Origin of the sequence: Actinokineospora auranticolor, from assembly GCF_002934265.1 — a bacterium.
Taxonomy (GTDB): Bacteria; Actinomycetota; Actinomycetes; order Mycobacteriales; family Pseudonocardiaceae; genus Actinokineospora; species Actinokineospora auranticolor.
Genome location: NZ_PTIX01000013.1, coordinates 175,799 through 197,672, shown reverse-complemented (window position 1 = coordinate 197,672; position 21,874 = coordinate 175,799). Strand labels below are relative to the sequence as shown.

Sequence of the window (21,874 nt, the reverse complement as noted above, 5' to 3'; positions counted from 1 at the left end):
GAAGCGTTTCGCCCGTGGGGGTGGGCGGGCCATCCGGCAGACCGGAGGGACCGGTGTCGGGATGGCCTCACCGCCGATCGGGGCCGCGTGCTATCCGCGCACCGAGCACCGGCTACGGCTTGGCCGGGAGCTTGGGCCACAGCCGTTCCGCGACCGCCGCCGCCTTCTCGCAGGAGGTGAGATCCGGGGTCCGGACGGCGACCGTGGCCAGCTCCCGGTAGCGGATCTGGGCGGTCCGGAGCTGCTCGGTGATCATCGAGCACACGACGGAGAAGTGCTTGGCGGTCACCCGGCCCGCGATGTCCTGGCGGAGCTCCTGGGGGTAGGTCCACTCCAGGTCCGAGCCGCCGCCGAAGCGGACCTCGAGGGTGGTTCCGCCGTCGGCGGACGCGAGTGAGCACACGTGGCGCGCGGGTGCCGAACGGCGCTTGGCGCCCGCGAGGGCGGGCAGCGGCGCCAGGACGTCGTCGGTGAGCAGCGGACACGGGTCGACCGCGGCGAGCGAGCCGGGGCGGCGGTTCATCCGGGCGATGGGCTTGCCGCTGACCAGGCGCCGCGCGAAGACGCCCGCGACGGTGTTGGCGACCTCGCAGCTCCGGTTCTCCTCGGCGTTCGTGACCAGGACCCGGAACACCGGGCCGCCGGCGAAGGCCAACAGCTGCTCGCAGTCGCGCGGCGTCTGCGCACGGGTCGTCTGCGCGATCCCGCCGGGCAGCTCGCGGTACCGCTCGGTGCCCCGCGAGGGTGGGAGTTCGCTGGTCAGATCGCCGATGCTGACCGTCATGGGGTCGTCCGGGTCGGGCGCGGCGACCCGGTAGGCGCAGTTGTCCAGGTTCTCGGCGTCGACGACCATGGGCGCGCCGTACGGCATCAGGTCGGTGAGGGTGACCAGGTCGCAGGCGTCGAAGGTGGCGAGGTCGCCGAGCACGTCCGCGGTGACCGGGGCCATCGTCGCGGGGTCGGGCACGGCCAGGCCCGACACCTCGCACCCCGATAACGACAGGGTGGCGCAAAGCACCGAAATCGCCACGAGCGCGCGCTTGGTCATCGGACCCCCAGTACTCGACCGGCGTCCGCTCGCCGGTCGGCACAGTGTGCACCACGCACTGTCGCTTGAGGACTCGGGACCGGGATCAGCTCGGGCAGGAGTGCAGGAACCGGGCGATGAGGTCGGCGTCCACCTTGTCCTTGGGGCGGTCGCTGGCGCGCTTCCAGGCGTAGACCTTGTCCAGGGCGACGAACCGGAAGCCGTCGATGAGGTCGGCGGAGTCGATGAGCTCGTCGGTGTCGAAGACGGGGTCCAGCCACCGGTCGAAGATCTCGATGGCGGAGCCCGGCGGGCGCACCACCAGCCCGGTGCCCGAGGACGCGCCCGCGGGTTCGGCCAGCGCGGCGGCGCGCTGCCAGGCCGCGCCCCTGGCGATGACGTCGAGGTCGCCGATGGCGTCGCGGATGCCCCAGGCCAGCAGCGGTCCGCTGCCGAAGATCGCGTGGTCGGCGTCGGGCAGCGCGAGGTCCGCCAAGCGCCGCAGCAGCGGGTGGGTTCTCAGCTCGGGACGCGACATCGGTGGCACGGCTCCAGGTGGCGAGGGGGTGGTCCGCACCTGCCCCCAATCGGTGACCACCGTGCCGACGGTGACCGCCCCGCGGCCACTGACCCGACACCGTACGCGACCCCGTCCGCGCTCCTCGCACCCGCTCGCCGATGTCCAGGAATTGTCCTAAAGAGACGTTTGGCTGTGCGAATGACCCGGCTGGGTGGTGAATCGCCGGGTAGTGGCGGTATCCGTCGGGTGGTGGCCACACGACCGGGTGATAGTCGAGGGCTGCTCAGTTCGGTCCATAGTGGATGGTGGCGAGCGGTCGGTCGCGATCCGGTCGGGGCGTTGCCCGTGGTCCGGCGGCGCTTGGCCGGATGGCATCGGTCGAGTTCACGGGCGCGTTGCTCGTCCGTCTGTCCGTGGCGGGTCGGGGTGTTCGACCGGGTTGCCCGGCGGGATCCGGCCGGTCGTGCGCGGACCCGGGTGTCGAGCGGGCTCGGGGTGACCTCCAAGCAGCCCGCGCCCCGTAGCCCCCGTCGATCCATCCCGGGGCTCTGCGACCGATCACCAAGCACGGCCTCGTGGACACCCGGCGCCGGCGGCGGGGCCGTGCCCGTTGAGAGGTGGTACTCGCCGTTCGTGGCGTGGGAGAACTCTTGGGAGGCGTAGTGGCGGCGATCGTCAGGTAGTCGTCGTCGGAGTCGTGGGGTGCCGCGATGTCGTCCGCCGAGCGGACATCGACGGTGTCGGTCGTGTGATCCTCCCTTGTCTCCCCGCGGGCGCGGTGAACTCGGTCCTCTTGGCTGCCGGGGTGTGGCGGGGCGCGGGCGGGTAGTGCTAACTTTTCTTGGCAGGTGCCAAGGAGAGTTTCCATGGGGGAGAGTATGTCGTCGGTCGGTGCGGACAGGGTCGCGTTGGTGGAGCGGATAGCCGCGTGGTCGGTGCGCAACCGGTGGCGGGCCATCGGTGGGTGGTTGGTGTTCGTCGTGGTGACCGTCGCCCTGAGCGTCCTCGTCCAGGGGGCGGACGCCCGTGCGACCGATCCGGGGGAGTCGGGGCGCGCGCAAACCACCCTTGACGCGCAAGGGAGTTACGACGCGATCCGCGAGAACGTGTTGGTGCAGGCCAGGGCGCCGGGCGGCGCCTTCGTCGACAGCCCACCGTTGCGCGCGGCGGCGGATGACCTGGTGAACTCCTTGCGCGCCAGGGAGAACGCGGTCGCGGAGGTCCGGTCGCCCACGGCGCCGGACGGCGGGGACCTGATCAGCGCGGACGGGCGGTCGGCGCTGGTCGCCTTCCGGGTGGCCGAGCCGGTCGAGCGGGTTCGGGCGAACTTCGCGGGTGCCGCCGCGGTCGTCGACGCGGTCGCCGCGCGTCACCCGGACGTGCGGGTGGTCATGGCGGGTGATCGCAGCCTCACCAGTGCCGTTGACGCTACTGTCAAAGCGGACCTGGCGCGTTCTCATCTGCTGTCGGCACCGGTGGTCGTGCTGATCCTGGTGGTGGTGTTCGGCTCGCTCGTGGCGGTGGGCATCCCGGTGCTGCTCACGGTGACCGGGCTCGCCGCGACGTTCTCGCTGCTGGCGCTGATCGGCAAGGTCATGCCGATCAACAGCGCGTCGTCGTCGCTGATCCTGCTGATCGGCATCGCGATCGGCGTGGACTACTCGCTGTTCTCCCTGCGCCGGTACCGGGAGGAGCGCCACGCGGGCCGCGACCGCGACGCGGCGCTGCGGATCACCGCCCGCACCTCCGGGCACGTGGTCGTGGTGTCCGGGCTGACGGTCGTGCTCTGCCTGGTGGGGCTGCTGATCACCGGGCTGGACGCGTTCCGCGGCGCCACCGTGGCCACCGCGGTGGTCGTCGGCGTCTCGGTCACGGGCGCGGTCGTCGTGCTGCCCGCGATCCTGTCGCTGCTCGGCGACCGGGTGGACCGGTGGCGCGTGCCGTTCCTCGGGCGCGGCCGGGTCGCGGCGCGGGAATCGCGGGTGTGGTCGCGGATCGCGCACCGGGTGGTCCGGCGTCCGCTGCTCCTCGGCGGCGCGGCCGTGGCGGTGCTCGTGGTGCTCGCGTTGCCCGCCTTGGGAATGCGGCTCCAGGACGCGGCCGTGGTCAACAGCCTGCCGCGCGAGGTCGCGGCGGTCGACAACGCGATCCGGCTGCAGGAGGCGTTCCCCGGGTCCGCGGCGCCGACGCGGGTGGTGGTGTGGAACCGGGACGGTTCACCCGTCGACTCCCCGCGGCTGCGGGAAGCCGTGGCGGAGCTGCGTTCGTGCGCCGGTGCCGACCAGCCGATCCACGAACCGATCGCGGTGGCCGCGGTCGACCGCGCCCTCGTCATCCGGGTGCCGGTCTCCGGCTCCGGCACCGACGACACCACCGTCCGCGCGCTGGAACGACTTCGCGCGGAACTGTTGCCCGCCACCATCGGTCGCGTGGACGGCGTGGACTTCGCCGTCGGCGGGAAGGCCGCCCAGACCCACGACTTCACCGAACGCGTCGCGGAGCGGACGCCGTGGGTCTTCGCGTTCGTCCTGGTGCTGGCCTTCGCCTTGCTGGCCGCGGTGTTCCGCTCGGTGGCCATCTCGCTGGTGTCCATTGTGCTCAACCTGCTGGCCATCGCGGCGGCCTGCGGTGTGGTAACCTGGATCTTCCAGGACGGGAACCTCAGCGCACTCCTCGGCTTCACGCCGTACGGCGGTGTGATGGACTGGCTGCCGCTGTTCGTCTTCGTGGTCCTCTTCGGACTGAGCATGGATTACCACATCTTCATCCTCAGCCGAATCCGCGAACGCCTCGGCACCGGTGATCTGTTGCGCGCCGCCATCGTCGGCGGGATCGAGAGCAGCGCGGGTGTGGTCACCAGCGCGGCCGTCATCATGACCGCGGTCTTCGCCGTGTTCGTCACCCTGACCTCCATCGAGAACAAGCAACTCGGTGTGGGCATGGGCATGGCCGTCATCCTCGACGCCACCATCGTGCGCGGGGTGCTGCTGCCCGCCACCCTGTCGCTGCTCGGCGACGGGGCGTGGAAGCGCGCCCTTCGCCGGAAAGCGGGCACGGCGGTGTAGTGGAGACCGGCGACGGCACGGGGTTTCGGTTGCTACAGTCGCGCCGAGTCGACTGGGGGTTGGCGGATGAGCGCGTTCGCGATCGGTGGGGAGCACCGCGTCCGGCGGATGGGGTTCGGGGCGATGCACCTGTCCCGGGCCGAGACCGGGAGGGACGACGCGGTCGCGGTGCTGCGGAAGGCGGTCGAGCTCGGCGTCGTCCTCGTGGACACCGCGCACCTCTACGGGTGGGGTGCCAACGAGGAGCTGATCGCCGAGGCACTGCACCCGTACCCCGAGGGGCTGCTCATCGCGACCAAGGTCGGGGTCCGGCGGGTGGACGCGCCACGAGAGGCGGAGCTGTGCGGGCGCCCCGAGTTCCTGCGCGCGCAGGTGGACGAGGGCCTGCGCGGGCTTCGGCTCGACCGCGTGGACCTGCTCCAACTGCACCGCGTCGATCCCGAGGTCCCGCTGGAGGAGCAGGTGGGGGCGCTCGCCGAGCTGCGGGACGCGGGCAAGATCGGGCACATCGAGCTGTCCGAGGTGACCGTGGAGCAGCTGGCGCGAGCGCGGCGGGTCACCGAGATCGCGAGCGTGCAGAACCGCTACAACCTGCTCGACCGCGAGCACGACCCCGTACTCGACGCCTGCGCCGCCGCCGGGATCGCGTTCCTGCCGTGGCGCCCCGTGCACCCGGCCACCGCCGCGAGCGACGGCGCGGTCGCGGCGGTGGCGGCCGAGCTGGGCGCGACCCGGGCCCAGGTCGCGCTCGCCTGGCTGCTCGACCGCGCCCCCGTCGTGCTGCCGATCCCCGGCACAACCGCACTCCGCCACCTGGCCGAGAACGTCGCCGCCACGACCCTGCGGCTCGACGCGGACCAGCGGCACCGGCTCAGCCGGGGGTAGCGGATGGGACCATCGGTGGGGCTGTGGGTGCACCGGCCGTATTCGGTGGACGACCTGCTGTGCTGGATGGAGACCTTCTGCGACTTCGCCACCGGTGGGGACTTCCGGTGGCGGGGTGACCACTCCAGCCACCTGTCGTCGATGAACATCGAGGACGACACGGAGTACTTCGACGACGAGATCGACCACACGGTCGTGCGGGCGGAACGGCCGCACTCGTGCCTGACGATCGGGGCGTACTCGTCGGCGAAGGTGAACCACCACGTCGTGGCGCGGGTCGCGGTAGCGTTGGCTTTTCGACTGGACGCGTTGATCGACTTCGACGGGTTGCTCCCCGCCGCCGCGGCGACGGTGGGGGCGGGGAATTCCTGACGGCCTGGCTAGCGCACCCGGAGTTCAGGTTGGTCAGGTAGCCCACGCGGTTCGGGTGAAGGTGGTGAAGTCGAGGGGTGGGCGGCCCAGGGCTCGGTGCACGCCGTCGGAGATGGGGGTTTCCAGGTCGTGTCTGATGGGGCTGATGACGGCGGCGTAGTCGCTCGCTTCCGCGGGGGACCAGCCTTCGGTTACCAGTTCCGCGATGAACTCCTCCTCCGACAGCGGCACGTAGCGCACTGTGCGTCCGGTGGCTCGCGAGATCTCCGCGGTCACCTCGTCGAAGGTCAAGGCGTGGGGGCCGGATAGTTCGTAGGTTTGGCCGTGGTGGGTGTCCTCGGTGAGGGCCGCGACGGCGACGGCGGCGATGTCCTCGGCGTCGACGTAGGGCACGGCGCCCTTGCCCGCGGGGAGTCGGATCTCGCCCGCGAGCACGGCGTCGCGGAAGAAGCCCTCGGTGAAGTTCTGGGCGAACCAGGTCGGCCGGACGATCGTCCACTCCAGACCACTCGCGCGGACGGCGGCCTCGCCGTCGACGTGGACGTGAGCCATCGGGCTCTCGAGGTCGGCGTAGCCGGGCACGTCGACGCCGCGTCCCGAGAGCAGCACGACGCGGCGGACGCCGGTCTCCAGGCAGCGGCGGATGAACGGGCGCGTTGTCGGTTCGGTCTCGTGCGGCACGACGAAAACGCTTGCTACGCCGTCGAGCGCGGCGTCCCAGGTGTTGGGCGCGGTCCAGTCGAACGGCGGAGTGCCCGAGCGGGAGCCCACGCGTACCGGCACACCGGCGGCCGTGAGCTGTTGAACGACCCGACGGCCCGTCTTGCCCGTCCCTCCCGTGACAAGGATTTGACTCATACGCAGAGTCAAGCCCTCCCGCGCCACACGGACCATGTTCGAGGCGCTCGGGTAGATGTCTCAGACTCTCTATCTTGGCGGTATGGACTCTCTTACCGACCTGCTCGACGGTGTGCGCGCCCGGGCGGCTCTGGTTACCCGGATCGGTCTTGCGCCGGATTGGTCGGTGCGCTTCACGGGCGGTGCGCAGCTCACGTTGGTCAGTGCGCTAGGAGGGCGTGCGTGGGTGGTCACGGCAGGGGAGACCGTATCGATCGAAACCGGTGACGTAGTGGTCATTCGCGGACCGGAGCCGTACACGGTGGCGGAACAGCCGGATACGCCACCGTCACGCGTGATAACCAGTGACGACTTCTGTGTCCGCGCCTGCGGCCCGGAGCCGAGGACGTGCGGTGACCCTGAGGGGGAGACCGTCCTGCTCAGCGGTGCCTACGAAGGACGCGCGGGTGTCGGCGAGCGGTTGTTGACGGCGCTGCCGGACGTCGTAGTGGTCCGTGGCACGCGGGATCCGGTGTTCGACCACGCGGCCGCTGCGGCCTCCGTGGACCGACCCGGGCAGCAGGCCGTACTGGACCGGTTACTGGACTTGGCGCTCATCTCGACCCTCCGAACGTGGTTTGACGGTCAGGAAGCGCGACCGGTGGACCCGCTCGTGGCCAAGGCGTTGCGGTTGCTGCACAACGACCCCGCTCGCGCGTGGACCGTCGCCGCGCTCGCCGCGGAGACCGGCACGTCCCGAGCCGTCCTGGCGCGGCGGTTCACCGCGGCGGTGGGACGGCCGCCGATGGCGCACCTGGCCGAGTGGCGCGTCGAGCGGGCCGCCGACCTGCTCCGCGAGACGGACGCGACGGTGGCGGCCATCGCCGGGAAAGTGGGGTACGCCAACGCCTTCGCGCTCAGCGCCGCGTTCAAGCGCCGACGCGGCGTGACACCGTCCGAGTACCGGGCGTGACATTTTTGTCGGTCCCCGCTGCTACCGTCGGAACCATGCTCACCGCACTGCTCACCTTCGCGGGCGTGGCCCTGCTCGCGACCTCGATCCCCGGCCCGGACACGGCCGTGGTCATCAAGAACTCCCTGGGCCGCGGGCGCCGCTCCGCGCTCGCCACGGCGGCCGGGTGCAGCACCGGCCAGATCGGTTGGGGGCTCGCCTCGATCGCGGGGATCTCGGCGGTGCTCGCCGCCTCGGTCGTCGCGTTCACCGTGCTGAAGTGGATCGGCGCGCTCTACCTGTGCTACCTCGGTTTCCGTGCGCTGCTGAGCGCGGCCCGCAAGGGGGAGCCGGTGGCGGCGTCGGCCACCGCGTCGGCGGGGCCCGCGCGCGTGCTCGCCTCGTACCGGGACGGGCTGCTCACCAACTCCTTGAACCCGAAGACCGCGCTGTTCATGTCGGCGCTCTTACCGCAGTTCACCAACCCGGGCGATCCGGCCTGGGTCCCGTTCGCCTTGGTCGCGATCACGGCCGTGGTCAGCTTCGCCTGCATGAGCGCGTACGCGTTGGTGTTCACCAAACTCGGCGACGTCCTGCGCAGGCCCGCCGTGCGTCGGACGGTCGACGGGACCCTCGGCGGTGTCCTCGTCAGCTTCGGGGTGGGGTTGGCCTTCAGCAGGCAGTGAAACCGGTCAGTGGTCGCCGTCGGCGAGGAAGGCGGTGGCCCGGTCGGTGATCCGGTGGGCGTCGACGGCGTCGGCCCACTGCTTGACGGCCTCGACCCGGGCGCGGGCGGGCGCGGCCTCGCCGCGTGCGCGCGCCAGGTCGGCGAGCATGAGGGGCTGGGCGAGCGAGCCCGCGCGGGCGGCGCGGTCGAGGAGGGTGCGGGCGGTCTTGGGATGGCCGTTGGCGTGGGCCTGCGCCGAGCCTGCAGAGGGACTCGCACAGCGGCGCGTCGTCGCCGTGCCGCTCGGCGGCCCCGACCGCCCGCCAGTAGTGGGCGGCCGCCGCGTCGGGGTCGCGGGTGATGGTGTCGGCGAGCCTTCCCAGGAGGAACTCGGTCCAGCCGCGGTGCGCGTCGTCCGGCGCGGTGTCGCGCGGCGCGGTGGCCTGGTCGAGCAGCGCCGCGCCGGTGGTCGGGTCGGGGTCGTGGCGCAGCCGCGGGTAGCGCAGATCCCACGAGGCCCGCGGGTCACCGGCCGCCCCGATGACGGCTCGGTGGCACGCACCACGTCCTCCGGGGTCGTTCGGTCGAGGCGCCGGTCGCGGTCCAGGTGGGCCTCGACGCGCGGCAGCGCGATCGCCGTCCGCCATGTCAAGCAGCGCGTCGGCCTCGGTATGGGGCGAGGGCCAGCGCGCTGGCCGACCGCCTCGGCCTCACTCGGGGGCGCCCTGTTCGCGCGGCTGGCGTCCTGGGAGGACCGGGGCCTGAGCACCCGCGAGCCGCACCCCGCCGACCGCCGCCGGGGCCGGGTGCGGCTCACCCCGGCGGGCGTCGCCGCGCTCGACGCCCGGTTCGACGTGGAGGGCACGGCCGAGCGGCACCTGCTCTCGAGGCTCACCGAGCGCGAAACCCGAACCCTCGCCGACCTCCTCGCAAACTCGTGCTCACCGCCGAGCACGGACCGGGTCCGGCGTCCCGCCTGCGCTACATCTCGAGCCAGTGCCGTCGCGGAGGTCCCTGGCTCGCCACCACCGGTATCGCCGAGCGCCACGACAAGCGGTCCGGCGCTGAAGACCGTGGGAACAGGTATCGGCTGGTCCGCCCGGTGCGTCGGCGCACCGCCAACCGGGGCGTGTAGGGGAGGCCGGAGGGGCACTCCCACGACCGACTCCTCGCGGGTTCGGCTCGTCCGCGACGTTTTGGCCGGTTGGGGGCGATCCTCTGCCGGAGGCATCGCTCGGCGTGGTCGCTCGAGTACTCGCGCGTTCGGGGCGAGCCGGGGACCGCTCGCGCACTGTCCACAGTGGCTCATCGGGTGACCCGGCCCGCCGAGTGGCGGATCGGGGTTCGGCTTGCCGGGTACGTGAACCCGGGACGTACCTGTCCGCTTTACCGGACGGTAGCCTGAAATTACCCTTGAGTACGGCTAAACCGCGAACCCGTGCCGGGCAAAGTCGAGTGTGTCCGCGGTGTGTGGATAGCGGCAGACGACCAGGTCTCTCGCGCCTTCCCTGCTCATTGTCGCATCCCGGTTCGGTATTCCGCCGAGTTCGCGCAGGAAATCCGAGATCGCGTCGAGGTGTTCGACCTCGGTGACCCCTTGGGGTCGAAATCGACCGCCGGTTCATCGATGAGGCACCACGCGGTCAACCGCCCTGGGGGTGCTCACGGCCAGTTGCGCGAAGTTCGAGTCCCAGGTCGCCGCGCCGGTCGTGAGCTGCTCGAACGTCAGGAACTCGACCTGCGGCACCGCACGCTGGATCGGCCGCGAAATACCGCGGCGCGGTCCGCCACTCGACTGCCGTCATGTCCGCCACGACGATATCCGGCAAGGAGTCGTCGGAGTCCGGCATGAAAGCCCATCTCGGGTCGCTCAACGCCATGCCCGCTATCGTGTCGGAAGGGTGCGCGTCACACGAATCCGTTTCACGCTCGCCTTTCCGGTCAATTGCCCGCGGGCGCGGTCGCGGGCACGCGGGGCGTGATCGGCTGTGAGATCCGCGCCAGTTGGTTGTCGATCTTGGGGCGGTCACTACACTCGGGCCGTCAGCATCCGTCAGGCTCTCGGCCCGTTGACCACAAGCGATCACCGGACCCGCCCGGTTCGCCGGTCGGGCGAGCTGGGCCTTGGAGAGAGGGACCCGGTCGGTGTTCAGTCGTATCGCCATCGTGAACCGTGGTGAGGCCGCGATGAGGCTCATCCACGCGGTCCGTGACCTGGCCGCGGAGACCGGTTCGCCGATCGAGACCGTCGCCTTGCACACCGACGTCGACCGCGCCGCGACCTTCGTGCGCGAGGCCGACATCGCCTACGACCTCGGCCCCGCCGCCGCCCGCCCCTACCTGGACCTGGGCGTCCTGGAGCGGGCGCTGGTGGAGACCGGCGCGGACGCCGCGTGGGTCGGCTGGGGCTTCGTCGCCGAGGACCCGGCCTTCGCCGAGCTGTGCGAGCGGGTCGGCGTCACCTTCGTCGGGCCCAGCGCGGACGCCATGCGCAGGCTCGGCGACAAGATCGGCGCCAAGCTGATCGCCGAGGAGGTCGGGGTCCCGGTCGCGCCGTGGAGCCGCGGCGCCGTCGAGACGCTGGAGGCGGCGCTGGCCGCGGCCGAGGAGATCGGCTACCCGCTGATGCTCAAGGCCACCGCCGGTGGCGGCGGGCGCGGCATCCGGGTCGTCACCAAGCCCGACGACCTGACCGACGCCTACGAGCGCACCAGCCAGGAGGCCGCCCGCGCCTTCGGCTCCGGCGTGGTCTTCCTCGAGCGCCTGGTCACCGGCGCCCGGCACGTCGAGGTGCAGGTCATCGCCGACGGCCAGGGCACCGCGTGGGCGCTGGGCGTGCGCGACTGCTCCGTGCAGCGGCGCAACCAGAAGATCATCGAGGAGTCCGCCTCCCCGGTGCTGGGCCCCGAGCAGGCCGCCGAGCTGAAGTCCTCCGCCGAGCGGCTGGCCGTCGCCGTCGGCTACCGCGGCGCCGCCACCGTCGAGTTCCTCTACCACCCCGGCGACCGGCTCTTCGCCTTCCTCGAGGTCAACACCCGCCTGCAGGTCGAGCACCCGATCACCGAGTCGACCACCGGGTTCGACCTGGTCCGGGCCCAGCTGCACGTCGCGTCCGGCGGGAAGCTCGACGGCGCCCCGCCCGCCGAGCGCGGCCACGCCATCGAGGCCCGGCTCAACGCCGAGGACCCCGACCGCGACTTCGCGCCGTCCCCCGGCCGCATCGCCCGGCTCGACCTGCCCGCCGGTCCCGGCATCCGGGTCGACACCGGGGTCAGCGAGGGCGACACCATCCCCGCCGACTTCGACTCGATGATCGCCAAGATCATCGCCTACGGCCGCGACCGGGACGAGGCGCTGGGCCGCCTGCGCCGGGCCATGGCCGAGACCCGGGTCATCATCGAGGGCGGCGCCACCAACAAGAGCTTCGTGCTCGACCTGCTCGACCAGCCCGAGGTGATCGACGGCAGCGCCGACACCGGCTGGATCGACCGGGTCCGCGCCGAGGGCGGGCTGGTCACCCACCGGCACTCCGCCGTCGCGCTCGCCGCCGCCGCCATCGAGGCCTACGAGGAGCAGGAGCAGGCCGAGCGGCAGCGCCTGCTGTCCACCGCGTTCGGCGGTCGCCCGCAGGCCCGCCACGACAGCGGCCGCCCGCTCGACCTGAAGCTGCGCGGCGTCGGCTACCGCGTCCGGGTCGCCAGGGTCGGCGCCACCCGGTTCCGGGTCGGCGTCGAGTCCGGCGACCAGTCCCGCGCCGCCGACGTCGTGCTCGACCGCTTCGACCGGCACACCGGCCAGATCGCGGTCAACGGCACCCGCTACCGCCTGCTCACCGGCACCCACGGCCCCACCCACCTCGTCGAGGTCGACGGCGTGGCGCACCGGGTCACCCGCGACGAGGGCGGCGTCGTCCGCTCGCCCGCGCCCGCGCTGGTCGTGGCCACCCCGGTCCAGGTCGGCGACGTGGTCGAGGCGGCCGCGCCGGTGCTGGTGCTGGAGAGCATGAAGATGGAGACGGTGCTGCGCGCGCCGTTCAAGGCCCGGCTCAAGGAGCTGGCCGTCGCCGTCGGCAGCCAGGTCGAGACCGGCGCGCCGCTGATGCGGCTGGAGCCGCTGGCCGACGACACCGCCGAGGACACCGACACCGGCAGCACCGTCGAGCTGGACCTGCCCGTCGAGCCCGCCGACGTGCCCGCCCGGGTCCGCGTCGCCCGCGGCCAGGAGGACCTGCGGGCCCTGCTGCTCGGCTTCGACGTCGACCCGCACGACGAGCGCCGCGTGCTCACCGGCTACCTGTCCGCGCGCCGCGAGGCCACCGCCGCCGGGCAGCGACCGCTGGCCGCGGAACTGGCGCTGGTCGCGGCCTTCGCCGACCTGGCCGAGCTGAGCCGCAACCGGCCCACCGGCGAGGACGGCGCGGGCCACGCGCACAGCGCCCGCGAGTACTTCCACACCTACCTGCAGAGCCTCGACGTCGAGCGGGCCGGGGTGTCGGAGCGGTTCCAGGCCAAGCTGGCCACCGCGCTGGGCCACTACGGGGTCACCGACCTCGAGCGGACCCCGGCGCTGGAAGCCGCCGTGTTCCGGATCTTCCTGGCCCAGCAGCGCGCCACCGCCGACGCCGCGGTCGTCACCGCGCTGCTCAGCGCCTGGCTGCAGGAGCCGCCGCCGGACGAGGCGCTGCGCGAGCCCGCCGGCCTGGCCCTGGAGCGGCTGGTGGCCGCCACCCAGGTCCGCTTCCCCGCGGTCGCCGACCTGGCCCGCGGCGTGGTGTTCGGCTGGTTCGCCCAGCCGCTGCTGCGCCGCAACCGGGCCCGCGTGTACGCCGACGTCCGCAAGCACCTGCGGCACCTCGACGCGAACCCGCAGGCGCCGGACCGCGCCGAGCGGATCGCCGAGATGGTCCGCAGCACCGAGCCGCTGGTCCGGCTCCTCGGGCAGCGCCTCAACCGCGCCGACCTGGACAACTCGGCCATGCTCGAGGTGCTGACCAGGCGCTACTACGGCAACAAGGAGCTCGTCGCCGTCCGCACCCGCGAGGTCGCGGACTGCACGTTCGTGGTCGCCGAGCGCGCCGGTTCCGCCGTGGTCTCCACCGCGGTCGCCTTCGACGCCCTGGGCAGCGCGCTGCGCGGGCTGGCCGAGCTGGCCACCGGCGCCGACCCGCTCGACGCCGACATCTACCTGGCCTGGGAGAGCCAGCCGGGCGACTTCGACGAGCTGGTCGCCACGCTGCACGGCGTGGTCCAGTCCACCCCGCTGCCCGCGCAGGTCCGCAGGCTCACCGCGACGGTCGCGGGCAGCGGCGGCGCGGTGATGCACCACCACTTCACCTTCCGCCCGTCGACCACCGGGATGACCGAGGAACGGCTGATCCGCGGTCTGCACCCGTACATCGCCCAGCGGATGCAGCTGGAGCGGTTGCGCGAGTTCGACCTGACCCGGTTGCCGTCCTCCGACGAGGAGGTCTACCTCTTCCAGTGCGTGGCCAGGGAGAACCCGTCCGACGAGCGGCTGGTCGCCTTCGCCCAGGTCCGCGACCTGGCCGAGCTGCGCGAGCACGACGGCAGGCTGGTCTCGCTGCCCACCGCCGAGGACGTCATCGCCACCTGCCTCGACTCGATCCGCCGCGCGCAGGCGCTGCGGCCCTCGCGCAAGCGGATCAACACCAACCGGATCGTGGTCTACGTCTGGCCGCCGAGCGAGATCACCCGCGCCGAGCTGGACATGATCGCCAAGCGCGTGCTGCCCACCACCGCGGGCGCCGGGCTGGAGGAGATCCTGTTCATCGCCCGCCGCCGCGACGACGCGACCGGTGAGCTGGCCAAGACCGCGGTGCGGATCCGCTTCGACGCCACCGGCGGCACGGAGCTGACCGTCGGCGAGGCGTCGCTGGAGCCGGTGCGCCCGCTCGACGACTACCGGCAGAAGGTGCTGCGCGCCGCGGCCCGCAACTCCGTGTACCCGTACGAGCTGACCGAGATCCTCGGCGAGTTCGTCGAGCACGACCTCGACGCCGACCACGCGCTGGTGCCGGTCGACCGGCCGAAGGGGCGCAACAAGTCCGGGATCGTCGCGGGCGTGGTCACCACGAAGACCCGCCGCCACCCCGAGGGCGTCACCCGCGTGGTGCTGCTCGGCGACCCGACCAAGTCGCTCGGCGCGCTGGCCGAGCCCGAGTGCCGCCGGGTCATGGCGGCGCTCGACCTCGCCGAGCGGACGCGGGTACCGGTCGAGTGGTACGCGCTGTCCTCCGGCGCCCGGGTCTCGATGGAGTCCGGCACCGAGAACATGGACTGGGTGGCCGCGGCGCTCAAGCGGATCGTCGAGTTCACCCAGGCGGGCGGCGAGATCAACATCGTGGTGGCGGGCATCACCGTGGGCGCCCAGCCGTACTGGAACGCCGAGGCCACGATGCTCATGCACACGAAGGGCGTGCTGGTGATGACGCCGGACTCGGCCATGGTGCTGACCGGCAAGCAGGCGCTCGACTTCTCCGGTGGCGTGTCGGCCGAGGACAACTTCGGCATCGGCGGCTACGACCGGGTGATGGGCCCGAACGGGCAGGCGCAGTACTGGGCGCCCAACCTGACCGCCGCGCGCGATGTGCTGATGTCCCACTACGACCACACCTACGTCGTCCCCGGCGAGTCGGCCCCGCGCCACACCCGGACCACCGACCCGGTCGACCGGGACGTGTCGGACTACCCGCACGCGATCGTCGACAGCGACTTCACCACCGTCGGCCAGATCTTCTCCGCCGAGCACAACCCGGACCGCAAGAAGCCGTTCGACATCCGCACGGTCATGCGCGCGCTGTCCGACCAGGACCACCCGGTCCTGGAGCGGTGGGCGGGCATGGCCGACGCGGAGACCACCGCGGTGCAGGACGTGCACCTGGGCGGCAGGCCGGTCTGCCTGATCGGCATCGAGTCGCGCGCGGTCCCGCGCCGCGGCTTCCCGCCCACCGACGGCCCGGACACCTACACCGCGGGCACGCTGTTCCCGCGGTCGTCGAAGAAGGCCGCCCGCGCCATCAACTCCGCCAGCGGCAACCGCCCGCTGGTCGTGCTGGCGAACCTGTCCGGCTTCGACGGCTCCCCGGAGTCGATGCGCAAGCTGCAGCTGGAGTACGGCGCCGAGATCGGCCGGGCCATCGTCAACTTCCGCGGCCCGATCGTCTTCTGCGTCATCTCCCGCTACCACGGCGGCGCGTTCGTGGTGTTCTCCAAGGCCCTGAACCCGAACATGACGGTCCTGGCGCTGGAGGGCTCCTTCGCCTCGGTGCTGGGCGGCGCGCCCGCCGCCGCGGCGGTCTTCGCCAGTGACGTCAACGCGCGCACCGCGTCGGACCCGCGGATCCGCGACCTGGAAGCCAAGATCGCGGGCGTCCAGGGCGCCGAGCGCGGCGCGCTGAACGTGGAACTGGACGAGCTGCGCGCTTCCGTCCGCGCCGAGAAGCTCGGCGAGGTCGCCACCGAGTTCGACCGCGTCCACAACATCCAGCGGGCCGTGAAGGTGGGCTCGGTGGACGCGGTCATCCGCGCGGCCGAACTCCGCCCCCGCATCATCGAGGCCATCGCCGCCCGCGACTAGCGGAACCGAACGGGGGAGGAGCCCGTACGGCCAAGCCGTACGGGCTCCTCCTGCGTCAAGCGGAGCCGCCTAGCGCGCCCCGACCAGCCCCGGTGCGGGCGGCGCGGGTTCGACCGCCGGGCAGCGGGCGCCGTCGCGGGGAGCGCGCAGCTCGAGGAGGTAGCGGTCCATCGCCTGGCGGGCGCAGTCGGAGCGGTGGTACACGCCGTGCCCCCAGCCCTCGTAGGTGAGCAGGACGGAGGTGCCGCGGATCTGGCGGTGGGCGTTGGCCGACCACGCGTACGCCGTCGCCGGGTCGTGCCGCACGGCCATCATCAGGATCTCCGGTGCCTTGGTGACCCGCAGCCGGTGCTGCGGGTTGTTCACCTTCTCCGGCAGGCCCGTGCAGTTCAGCACCGCCTTCAGCGTGTTGGGCGAGCCCCGCAGGTGCGGGGCGATCCGCGTCAGCCTCGTCCGGATCTCGTCGACCTCGCGCTGGTCCCGGGCCCGGACAGCCCAGTCCTGGCAGAAGATCGCCAGGTACGAGTTGGGCAGCGTCCCGTCCACCGGCTGTGCCTGGTCGTTGGGGAACTGGATGGGCGCGCCCCCGTCGGCGGCCGCGATCTGCTCCGCCAACTCGGACCAGTTCGGGAACGCGAGCTGGCTGTGCGCCCCGCGGGCGAGCCCGTTCGCCGTCACCACCCGACCCGACCCGTCCACGACCTCGCCGTGGTCGGCGCGGGCCAGCAGGCCGTCCCACACCGCGCCGACGTCGCGGCCGTGCAACGCGCAACCGGGTGTGCGGTCGCACCAGGCGACGAACTCGGCGAACGAGTCCTCGCCCGCCGCGGCGCCGGTGTCGCCGAGCCCGCGCGCGTCGAGGCTGTGGTCCATGTTCGAGTCGAGGATCATCGCCCGCACGTGCTCGCCGTACTCCTCGGCGTACTGCTGGCCGATGAGCGTGCCGTACGACAGCCCGTAGAAGCTGATCTTCCGTTCGCCCAGCGCGCGGCGGTACGCGTCGATGTCGCGCACCACCGACAGGGAATCGGCGTGGTCGAAGACCGGTCCGCTGCGCGCCCGGCAATCCGCGGCCAGCTCCCGGTTGTACGCGACCAGCGCGTCGAACTCGGTCTGGCTCGCCGGATACGCCGTGGGCTGCCTGCCCAGCAGCTCCGCCGAACACCGCACCGGCTGGCTGCGCCCGATGCCCCGCGCGTCGTAGCTCACGATGTCGAAGCGCGCCAACAGGTCCGGGGTTATCACCTGCTCGGCGGCCAGTACCACATCCACCCCGGACCCGCCTGGCCCGCCGGGGTTCACCAACAACACCCCGATGCGCCGTGCCGGGTCGCCCGCTTTCCTGCGGGCCACGGTCAGGTCGATTCGCGTACCACCGGGCTCGGCCCAGTCCACCGGCACGCTGAGCTTCCCGCACTCGGTGTGCGCGGACTCCGGGCACGGCCCCCACTCGATCCGCCGCTGCCCCAACGATTCCGCCGACGCCACCGGGACCATCCCGGCGGCGATGGCCACCGCGGCGGTGAACCCGCCGACTGCTCTTGCGATCCTGCGCACAGAACCCCCTCCTCGTGTCCAGGTCGCCAAGCACGCTCTCAGTCGCGGTCGCGCACCACAACGCCCACAAGGGGGATATGGGATCAGCCCGTGGTCTGATGCCAAATCTGGCGTTTGGCAGTGTCAGGAGGAATGGTCGACGAACAGTGGAGAACCACTGGAGACCCGGTAGGGGAGCCTACACACCGCGGCGGCCTCGTCGAGGTCGACGATCCCGCCGAGCACCCGCTCCACCGCGCCGATCGCCTCCGGGGGATTCCCCTGGTCGTAGGCGGAAAGCGGGGCGAAGCCGAGCGAAGTGGCGTTGTGCCAGGCGATCGCCGCGTCCGCGGCACCCGGTCGCAGCACCGCGGGCCCGGCGAACCCGACGCCCGGGTCCCGGGACGAGAGGGTGTCCGCGACCAGTTCGGCGAGCAGCGGCGGGATCGGCCGCGTGGCCGCGAGCGTGACCCGCGCCAGGTACGCGCGGTCGGTGTAGCGGCGCACCGCTTCCGAGACAAGGGGGAGCGCGGCGACGGCGAACTCGTCCGGCGGTCGAGGCGCGTGCCACACCCCGGTGCGCGACGGCCCCTCCCGCGCGAGCCTGCCGAACTCGGCGGCCCGCGCCGCGAGGTGGGACCGCAGTCCGGGACCGACCCGGTACCCGAGCAGCCCCACGGACAGCACCGCCTCGAACGGAAGCCGCGCCAGTTCCGCCCACAACGGCTCCCACGACCGCGGCGAACGGGCCAACGGCGTCACCGCCGTCAACCACGGGTCCCGCGCGTCGTCCCGGCTGCTTCGCCGCGCCGTCAAGCGCTTGCGCACCTCGACCAGGCCGGCACCGTGCGGCCGGAACGGTTCCAGCACCCACCGCGCGTGTGCCTCGTCGACCACCGGCTCGGCGCCGACGTGCCCCGGCACCCGCCCGAGCCGGGCGCGCGAGTCCGCCACCCGTCGCCGCGCGTCGTCCTGGTCGACGCTGTCCGCCCGGGTGATCAGGAAGCAGTCGAGCCCCGGCCGCTCGGGCCGGTTGACGTAGCGCACCTCGAACGGCGCGTCACCCGCCACCTCCCAGCACGACCGCAGCCACGCGGAGTCGTCCGGCACGGGCGCCGCGCCCTCGTGGATGTGCACCCCGCCGAACAACTGCCCGACCTGCACGACGTGGTTCGCGGGCCCGGACTGTTGGTTGTGGACGGTGACCGGCGGCGCGGCCGCGCCCACCCCGCCCTGCCGGGTTTCCGGCGCGCCAGAAACCCGGTCGGCGGCCACGGGCGCACCGGAACCCCGGTTGCCTGCCGCGGGCGCGATCCGGCTCGCCGCCCACGCCCACCACCGACCGCCGCCGTGGGTCGTGACCACTCCCGAAGGTGTCGCCCCCACCCCGGCTCCCGCCGCTGCGGCTCCGTCCGGTGCCCACCCCGGGCGCGTCACGGCCGGTTGGGGCTCGGCGCCTGCCCGTACGGCAGCCCCTCGACGGGCGGCATCCCCGACGGGAATCCGTACGTCTCGGCCACGGCCTCGTCCCGCACCGCGGCGTCCAGCGCCTCGCGGCAGGTCGCGTGCACGGCCTCCCGCATCGCCTTGAGCCGCTCCAGGTCCAGGATCCGGCCCACGGCGTCGAAGCGGTCGGCCGAGTGGCGCCCGACGCTCTGCTGGAGCAGGACGCGGCCGCGCCGGATCCGCCACATCGTCCACCCCAGGTAGAGGCTGGTGCCGTAGGCGAACACCGACACGAACACGTAGTGGTGCCCGTCGACCAGCACCAACCGGTTCCCGGTGGCGCCGAACGCCGTGGCGGTGCGCCGCACCTGGTAGTTGTGGATCGGCAGTTGCCGGTCCCGCAGCCCACCCGCGATGTGGCTGTACACCGAGTCCGCCGCTCCGGCTTTACCTGCCAGCAGCGTGCACCACTCGCTGATCGCCTCCTGCTTCTCACCGGTGAGGAAGGCCAGCCAGTACGCCACGAACGCCCCGAACGCGACCGGCGCGCCGACGATCAACCACGTCTCCGCGTCGTCGCCCCGGCTGAACACCCCGCCGTTCACCACCCACAGCAGGACGAAGAGCAGGAACGTCCCGACCGCCACCCGCACGGACCGGCCCAGCACCGACCGGACCAGGCCGCTCGCCACGGCGTCGTCCAACAACAGATCGGTCGGCGCGTGCCGGAGCGTCTTCGACAGGTAGACGTCGTTCCCGCTGTCTGGGGGTAATCCCGGACCCTGTGACATGGTGTGACCCTCCGAGCACCCGGTATCGGACGGTCGTGGAACCTACCTCACGGTCCACGCCCCCGGTCCAGCGCGTTCCTGACATCGCGCTCGCGCTGTCCGGTTCTTGTCCATACCGAGAACGCGTTCGCCTGACCAGGCCGCGCCACATGTCCGGAGTCGGTGTCCGCATCCCCGCACCACCAGGCACAACGCACCAACGCCGCACACACTAGCCCTCACACAAGGGAAAGTGGCGGGTATAGCCGGTCGATTCACTCGATCCGGTAGTAGAAAGCCTTGTCTTTCAGGGGTTTCCCGCTCGGTGAGCGCGGGCCTGTGTAAAACCCGCGGCGGTTGCGGTCCACAGCGGAGTACAGTGGATCTCGACCCGGTGTGGACATCGGAAACCCGCCCCGCGTGATCGCGGGACGGGTTCCGGCCGGGCGGTGGCGAATCAGTTGTGCGGAACAGTGGCGCGGTCGGCCGGTAGTGGCTCGACCGGGCCGGTCAGCGGACGCCGAGGGCGCGGCTCATGGTGCGGAACAGGTCGGTCTGGTCCGTGACGCCGACGACGTTGGCCGCCTGCGGGCCGTAACCCGCGATGCGGACCTGGGTGCCGGTGTGCTCCTGGGACTGGCCCGGGGTGTTGGTGGCGTAGTTGATCGTCATCGGGACGCCGTCGCGGGTGACCAGGGTGGCGGTCTGGCCGGGGCTCTTCGTGCCGTTGGGGATGATCTGGCTGGTGTGGCCGTGGTCCGCCGTCACGACGACGAGGGTGTCGGGGTGGCTGCGGGCGTAGGCCAGGCCCGCGGCGACGGCGTCGTCGAAGCCGACGGTCTCACCGATCTGACCGCACGGGTTGGCGGCGTGGTCCTGCTTGTCGATGCTGGCACCCTCGACCTGGAGGAAGAAGCCCTTGTCGCCGTGCCGGTCGCGGCTCGAGCGGTCCAGGACGTCGAGCGCCTTGCGGGTCATGTCGGCCAGCTTCGGCTGGGCGGCGGGCAGGTTCGCGTTCGGCTGGCAGGTCGACGGCTCGGTGCCGCCCACCTTCGCGACCGGGCCGACCCACTGCAGGTCCATGTTGTTGGGCGCGAACAGGCCCAGCAGCGGCTTGTCGCCGCGCGCGGCGCGCAGGCCCGCGGCGTCCGTGGCCACCTGGTAGCCCGCTGCCTTGGCCTGGTCGAGCACGGTCTTGCCCTGGAACTGGCCCGCCTTGACCGTCTGGTTGAAGAAGGTCGCGCCGCCGCCGAGCAGCACGTCCGGGCGGGTCTGCACCAGCTGCTCGGAGATCGAGCCCGCGCCGCCGTTCTCCTTGGCGTTGGCCGGGCACGCGGTGCTGGTCTCGTTGGGGCCCTTGCAGTCCCGGCTGACGACGTGCGAACCGAGCACGGCCGGGGTCGCGTCCTGGACCTCGGCGGTGGTCACGTCGCCGGTGCGGTAGCCGTTGCGCTTGGCCAGTTCCAGGATGGTCGGCAGCGGGTTGCCGTAGGCGTCGACGGAGATGGCGCCGTTGTAGGTCTTGCTGCCGGTCGCCCAGCCGGTGCCGGACGCGGCGGAGTCGGTCACGTAGTCGGGCTTGGACGGGTCGCCCTTGGCCACGGCGTAGGTGGTGTACGCCCCGGTCAGCGGGAGCGAGTCCATCTCCAGCCGCCCGGCGGCGCCGCGCGCGTAGTTGCGCGCGATGGTGATCTCCGAGTCGCCCATCCCGTCACCGATGAACAGGACCACGTTGCGGGCCTTGCCGCCCTCGATCGCCCGCCGCACGTCCTGCGTCCGGTCCCCACCGGCCGCCGCCCGCGCCGACGGGTCGTCCCCGGGGCCGGCCGCCGCCACCGCGGGCGCGGTCAAGGCGACCGCCACCCCGAAAACACCGAGCGCCACCAGGCGCCTCGACACCACAGGCATGTTCTTTCCTCCAAGCCCGAGAATCCTCACGCCGCGCAGTAGCCCACCCGAACCTGTGCGGAGCCCGGCCTGGATGTGAGCGGCGGGCTGCCAGTGCGTTAACAACACTTGAGCACCGTGTGAGCGGACATCAAACGGGCGTAACACCCAGAAGCCGGTAAGCAGCCAATCCGCGCTAACGGGACCCAACACCCGGCGGACTGTCCACTGTGTCCACGCCAGGTCGGTTTGTCGAAATCGCGGGTTTCTAGGCCGGAATCGCGGCATACTCCCGGCGTCGACCGAGGAGGGGT

The 21,874-nt window shown here is 72.3% G+C and carries 15 protein-coding genes; 6 read left to right on the top strand and 9 right to left on the bottom strand.

Translation table 11 applies throughout. The features are described from left to right. Positions 1–112: 112 nt before the first annotated feature. Together CLV40_RS23330 and CLV40_RS23325 are read right to left on the bottom strand one after the other, a co-directional pair. Complete coding sequence (locus CLV40_RS23330) at positions 113–1,048, bottom strand: hypothetical protein (RefSeq protein ID WP_104481103.1); 936 nt, start codon at positions 1,046–1,048, stop codon at positions 113–115. A gap of 85 nt (positions 1,049–1,133) precedes the next feature. Continuing rightward, entirely contained in the window at positions 1,134–1,565 is a 432-nt protein-coding gene (locus CLV40_RS23325; RefSeq protein WP_104481102.1) for a hypothetical protein, read from the bottom strand. Between the two features lie 848 nt (positions 1,566–2,413). On the opposite strand from CLV40_RS23325, the gene CLV40_RS23320 reads away from it, so the two are divergent. From CLV40_RS23320 to CLV40_RS23310, 3 genes are all read left to right on the top strand, one after another. Further along, the gene (locus tag CLV40_RS23320) at positions 2,414–4,612 is read left to right on the top strand and encodes an MMPL family transporter (protein WP_245931501.1); all 2,199 of its coding nucleotides are present in this window, start codon (positions 2,414–2,416) and stop codon (positions 4,610–4,612) included. 66 nt (positions 4,613–4,678) lie between these two features. Then, positions 4,679–5,497 (top strand): aldo/keto reductase, encoded by an 819-nt coding sequence (locus CLV40_RS23315; protein ID WP_104481100.1) that lies wholly within the window; start codon positions 4,679–4,681, stop codon positions 5,495–5,497. A gap of 3 nt (positions 5,498–5,500) precedes the next feature. Continuing rightward, positions 5,501–5,869, top strand: a complete 369-nt coding sequence (locus CLV40_RS23310; protein WP_146108196.1) for a DUF6368 family protein — start codon at positions 5,501–5,503, stop codon at positions 5,867–5,869. 33 nt (positions 5,870–5,902) lie between these two features. On the opposite strand, the gene CLV40_RS23305 is transcribed toward CLV40_RS23310, so the two are convergent. Further along, positions 5,903–6,652 carry an NAD(P)H-binding protein gene (locus CLV40_RS23305; RefSeq protein WP_245931500.1) on the bottom strand — a complete coding sequence of 250 codons (750 nt, stop codon included), beginning with the start codon at positions 6,650–6,652 and terminating at the stop codon, positions 5,903–5,905. 157 nt (positions 6,653–6,809) lie between these two features. Between CLV40_RS23305 and CLV40_RS23300 the strand changes: the two genes are divergently transcribed. Continuing rightward, a complete protein-coding gene (locus CLV40_RS23300) occupies positions 6,810–7,679 on the top strand; it encodes an AraC family transcriptional regulator (RefSeq protein ID WP_104481127.1) in 870 nt (289 codons plus the stop codon). Between the two features lie 35 nt (positions 7,680–7,714). Further along, on the top strand, positions 7,715–8,344 hold the full coding sequence (locus CLV40_RS23295; RefSeq protein WP_104481097.1) for a LysE family translocator: 630 nt from the start codon (positions 7,715–7,717) through the stop codon (positions 8,342–8,344). A 6-nt stretch (positions 8,345–8,350) separates the two neighbouring features. On the opposite strand, the gene CLV40_RS38240 is transcribed toward CLV40_RS23295, so the two are convergent. Next, on the bottom strand, positions 8,351–8,494 hold the full coding sequence (locus CLV40_RS38240; protein ID WP_181043677.1) for a hypothetical protein: 144 nt from the start codon (positions 8,492–8,494) through the stop codon (positions 8,351–8,353). Positions 8,495–9,035: 541 nt separating this feature from the next. Beyond that, complete coding sequence (locus CLV40_RS38235; protein WP_181043676.1) at positions 9,036–9,203, bottom strand: hypothetical protein; 168 nt, start codon at positions 9,201–9,203, stop codon at positions 9,036–9,038. A gap of 1,267 nt (positions 9,204–10,470) precedes the next feature. On the opposite strand from CLV40_RS38235, the gene CLV40_RS23290 reads away from it, so the two are divergent. Further along, positions 10,471–15,921: an ATP-binding protein gene (locus tag CLV40_RS23290; protein WP_104481096.1), complete on the top strand. Its 5,451-nt coding sequence runs from the start codon at positions 10,471–10,473 to the stop codon at positions 15,919–15,921. A 69-nt stretch (positions 15,922–15,990) separates the two neighbouring features. Here the strand turns inward: CLV40_RS23290 and CLV40_RS23285 are convergent, their stop codons facing one another. From CLV40_RS23285 to phoA, 4 genes are all read right to left on the bottom strand, one after another. Then, positions 15,991–17,478, bottom strand: a complete 1,488-nt coding sequence (locus CLV40_RS23285) for an alpha/beta hydrolase (protein ID WP_146108195.1) — start codon at positions 17,476–17,478, stop codon at positions 15,991–15,993. A gap of 123 nt (positions 17,479–17,601) precedes the next feature. Next, positions 17,602–18,822: a hypothetical protein gene (locus CLV40_RS23280; protein WP_104481094.1), complete on the bottom strand. Its 1,221-nt coding sequence runs from the start codon at positions 18,820–18,822 to the stop codon at positions 17,602–17,604. Positions 18,823–18,890: 68 nt separating this feature from the next. After that, positions 18,891–19,694, bottom strand: a complete 804-nt coding sequence (locus CLV40_RS23275) for a hypothetical protein (RefSeq protein WP_146108194.1) — start codon at positions 19,692–19,694, stop codon at positions 18,891–18,893. A 489-nt stretch (positions 19,695–20,183) separates the two neighbouring features. Next, the gene (gene phoA / locus CLV40_RS23270) at positions 20,184–21,581 is read right to left on the bottom strand and encodes an alkaline phosphatase (RefSeq protein WP_104481092.1); all 1,398 of its coding nucleotides are present in this window, start codon (positions 21,579–21,581) and stop codon (positions 20,184–20,186) included. Positions 21,582–21,874: the final 293 nt, after the last annotated feature.

Coding starts and splice junctions, on each gene's coding strand:
- CLV40_RS38240 (WP_181043677.1), bottom strand. CDS start 8,494: ATGCTCGCCGACCTGGCGCGCGCACGCGGCGAGGCCGCGCCCGCCCGC.
- CLV40_RS23310 (WP_146108196.1), top strand. CDS start 5,501: ATGGGACCATCGGTGGGGCTGTGGGTGCACCGGCCGTATTCGGTGGAC.
- CLV40_RS23320 (WP_245931501.1), top strand. CDS start 2,414: ATGGGGGAGAGTATGTCGTCGGTCGGTGCGGACAGGGTCGCGTTGGTG.
- CLV40_RS23325 (WP_104481102.1), bottom strand. CDS start 1,565: ATGTCGCGTCCCGAGCTGAGAACCCACCCGCTGCTGCGGCGCTTGGCG.
- CLV40_RS23330 (WP_104481103.1), bottom strand. CDS start 1,048: ATGACCAAGCGCGCGCTCGTGGCGATTTCGGTGCTTTGCGCCACCCTG.
- CLV40_RS23300 (WP_104481127.1), top strand. CDS start 6,810: ATGGACTCTCTTACCGACCTGCTCGACGGTGTGCGCGCCCGGGCGGCT.
- phoA (WP_104481092.1), bottom strand. CDS start 21,581: ATGCCTGTGGTGTCGAGGCGCCTGGTGGCGCTCGGTGTTTTCGGGGTG.
- CLV40_RS23295 (WP_104481097.1), top strand. CDS start 7,715: ATGCTCACCGCACTGCTCACCTTCGCGGGCGTGGCCCTGCTCGCGACC.
- CLV40_RS23315 (WP_104481100.1), top strand. CDS start 4,679: ATGAGCGCGTTCGCGATCGGTGGGGAGCACCGCGTCCGGCGGATGGGG.
- CLV40_RS23275 (WP_146108194.1), bottom strand. CDS start 19,694: ATGTCACAGGGTCCGGGATTACCCCCAGACAGCGGGAACGACGTCTAC.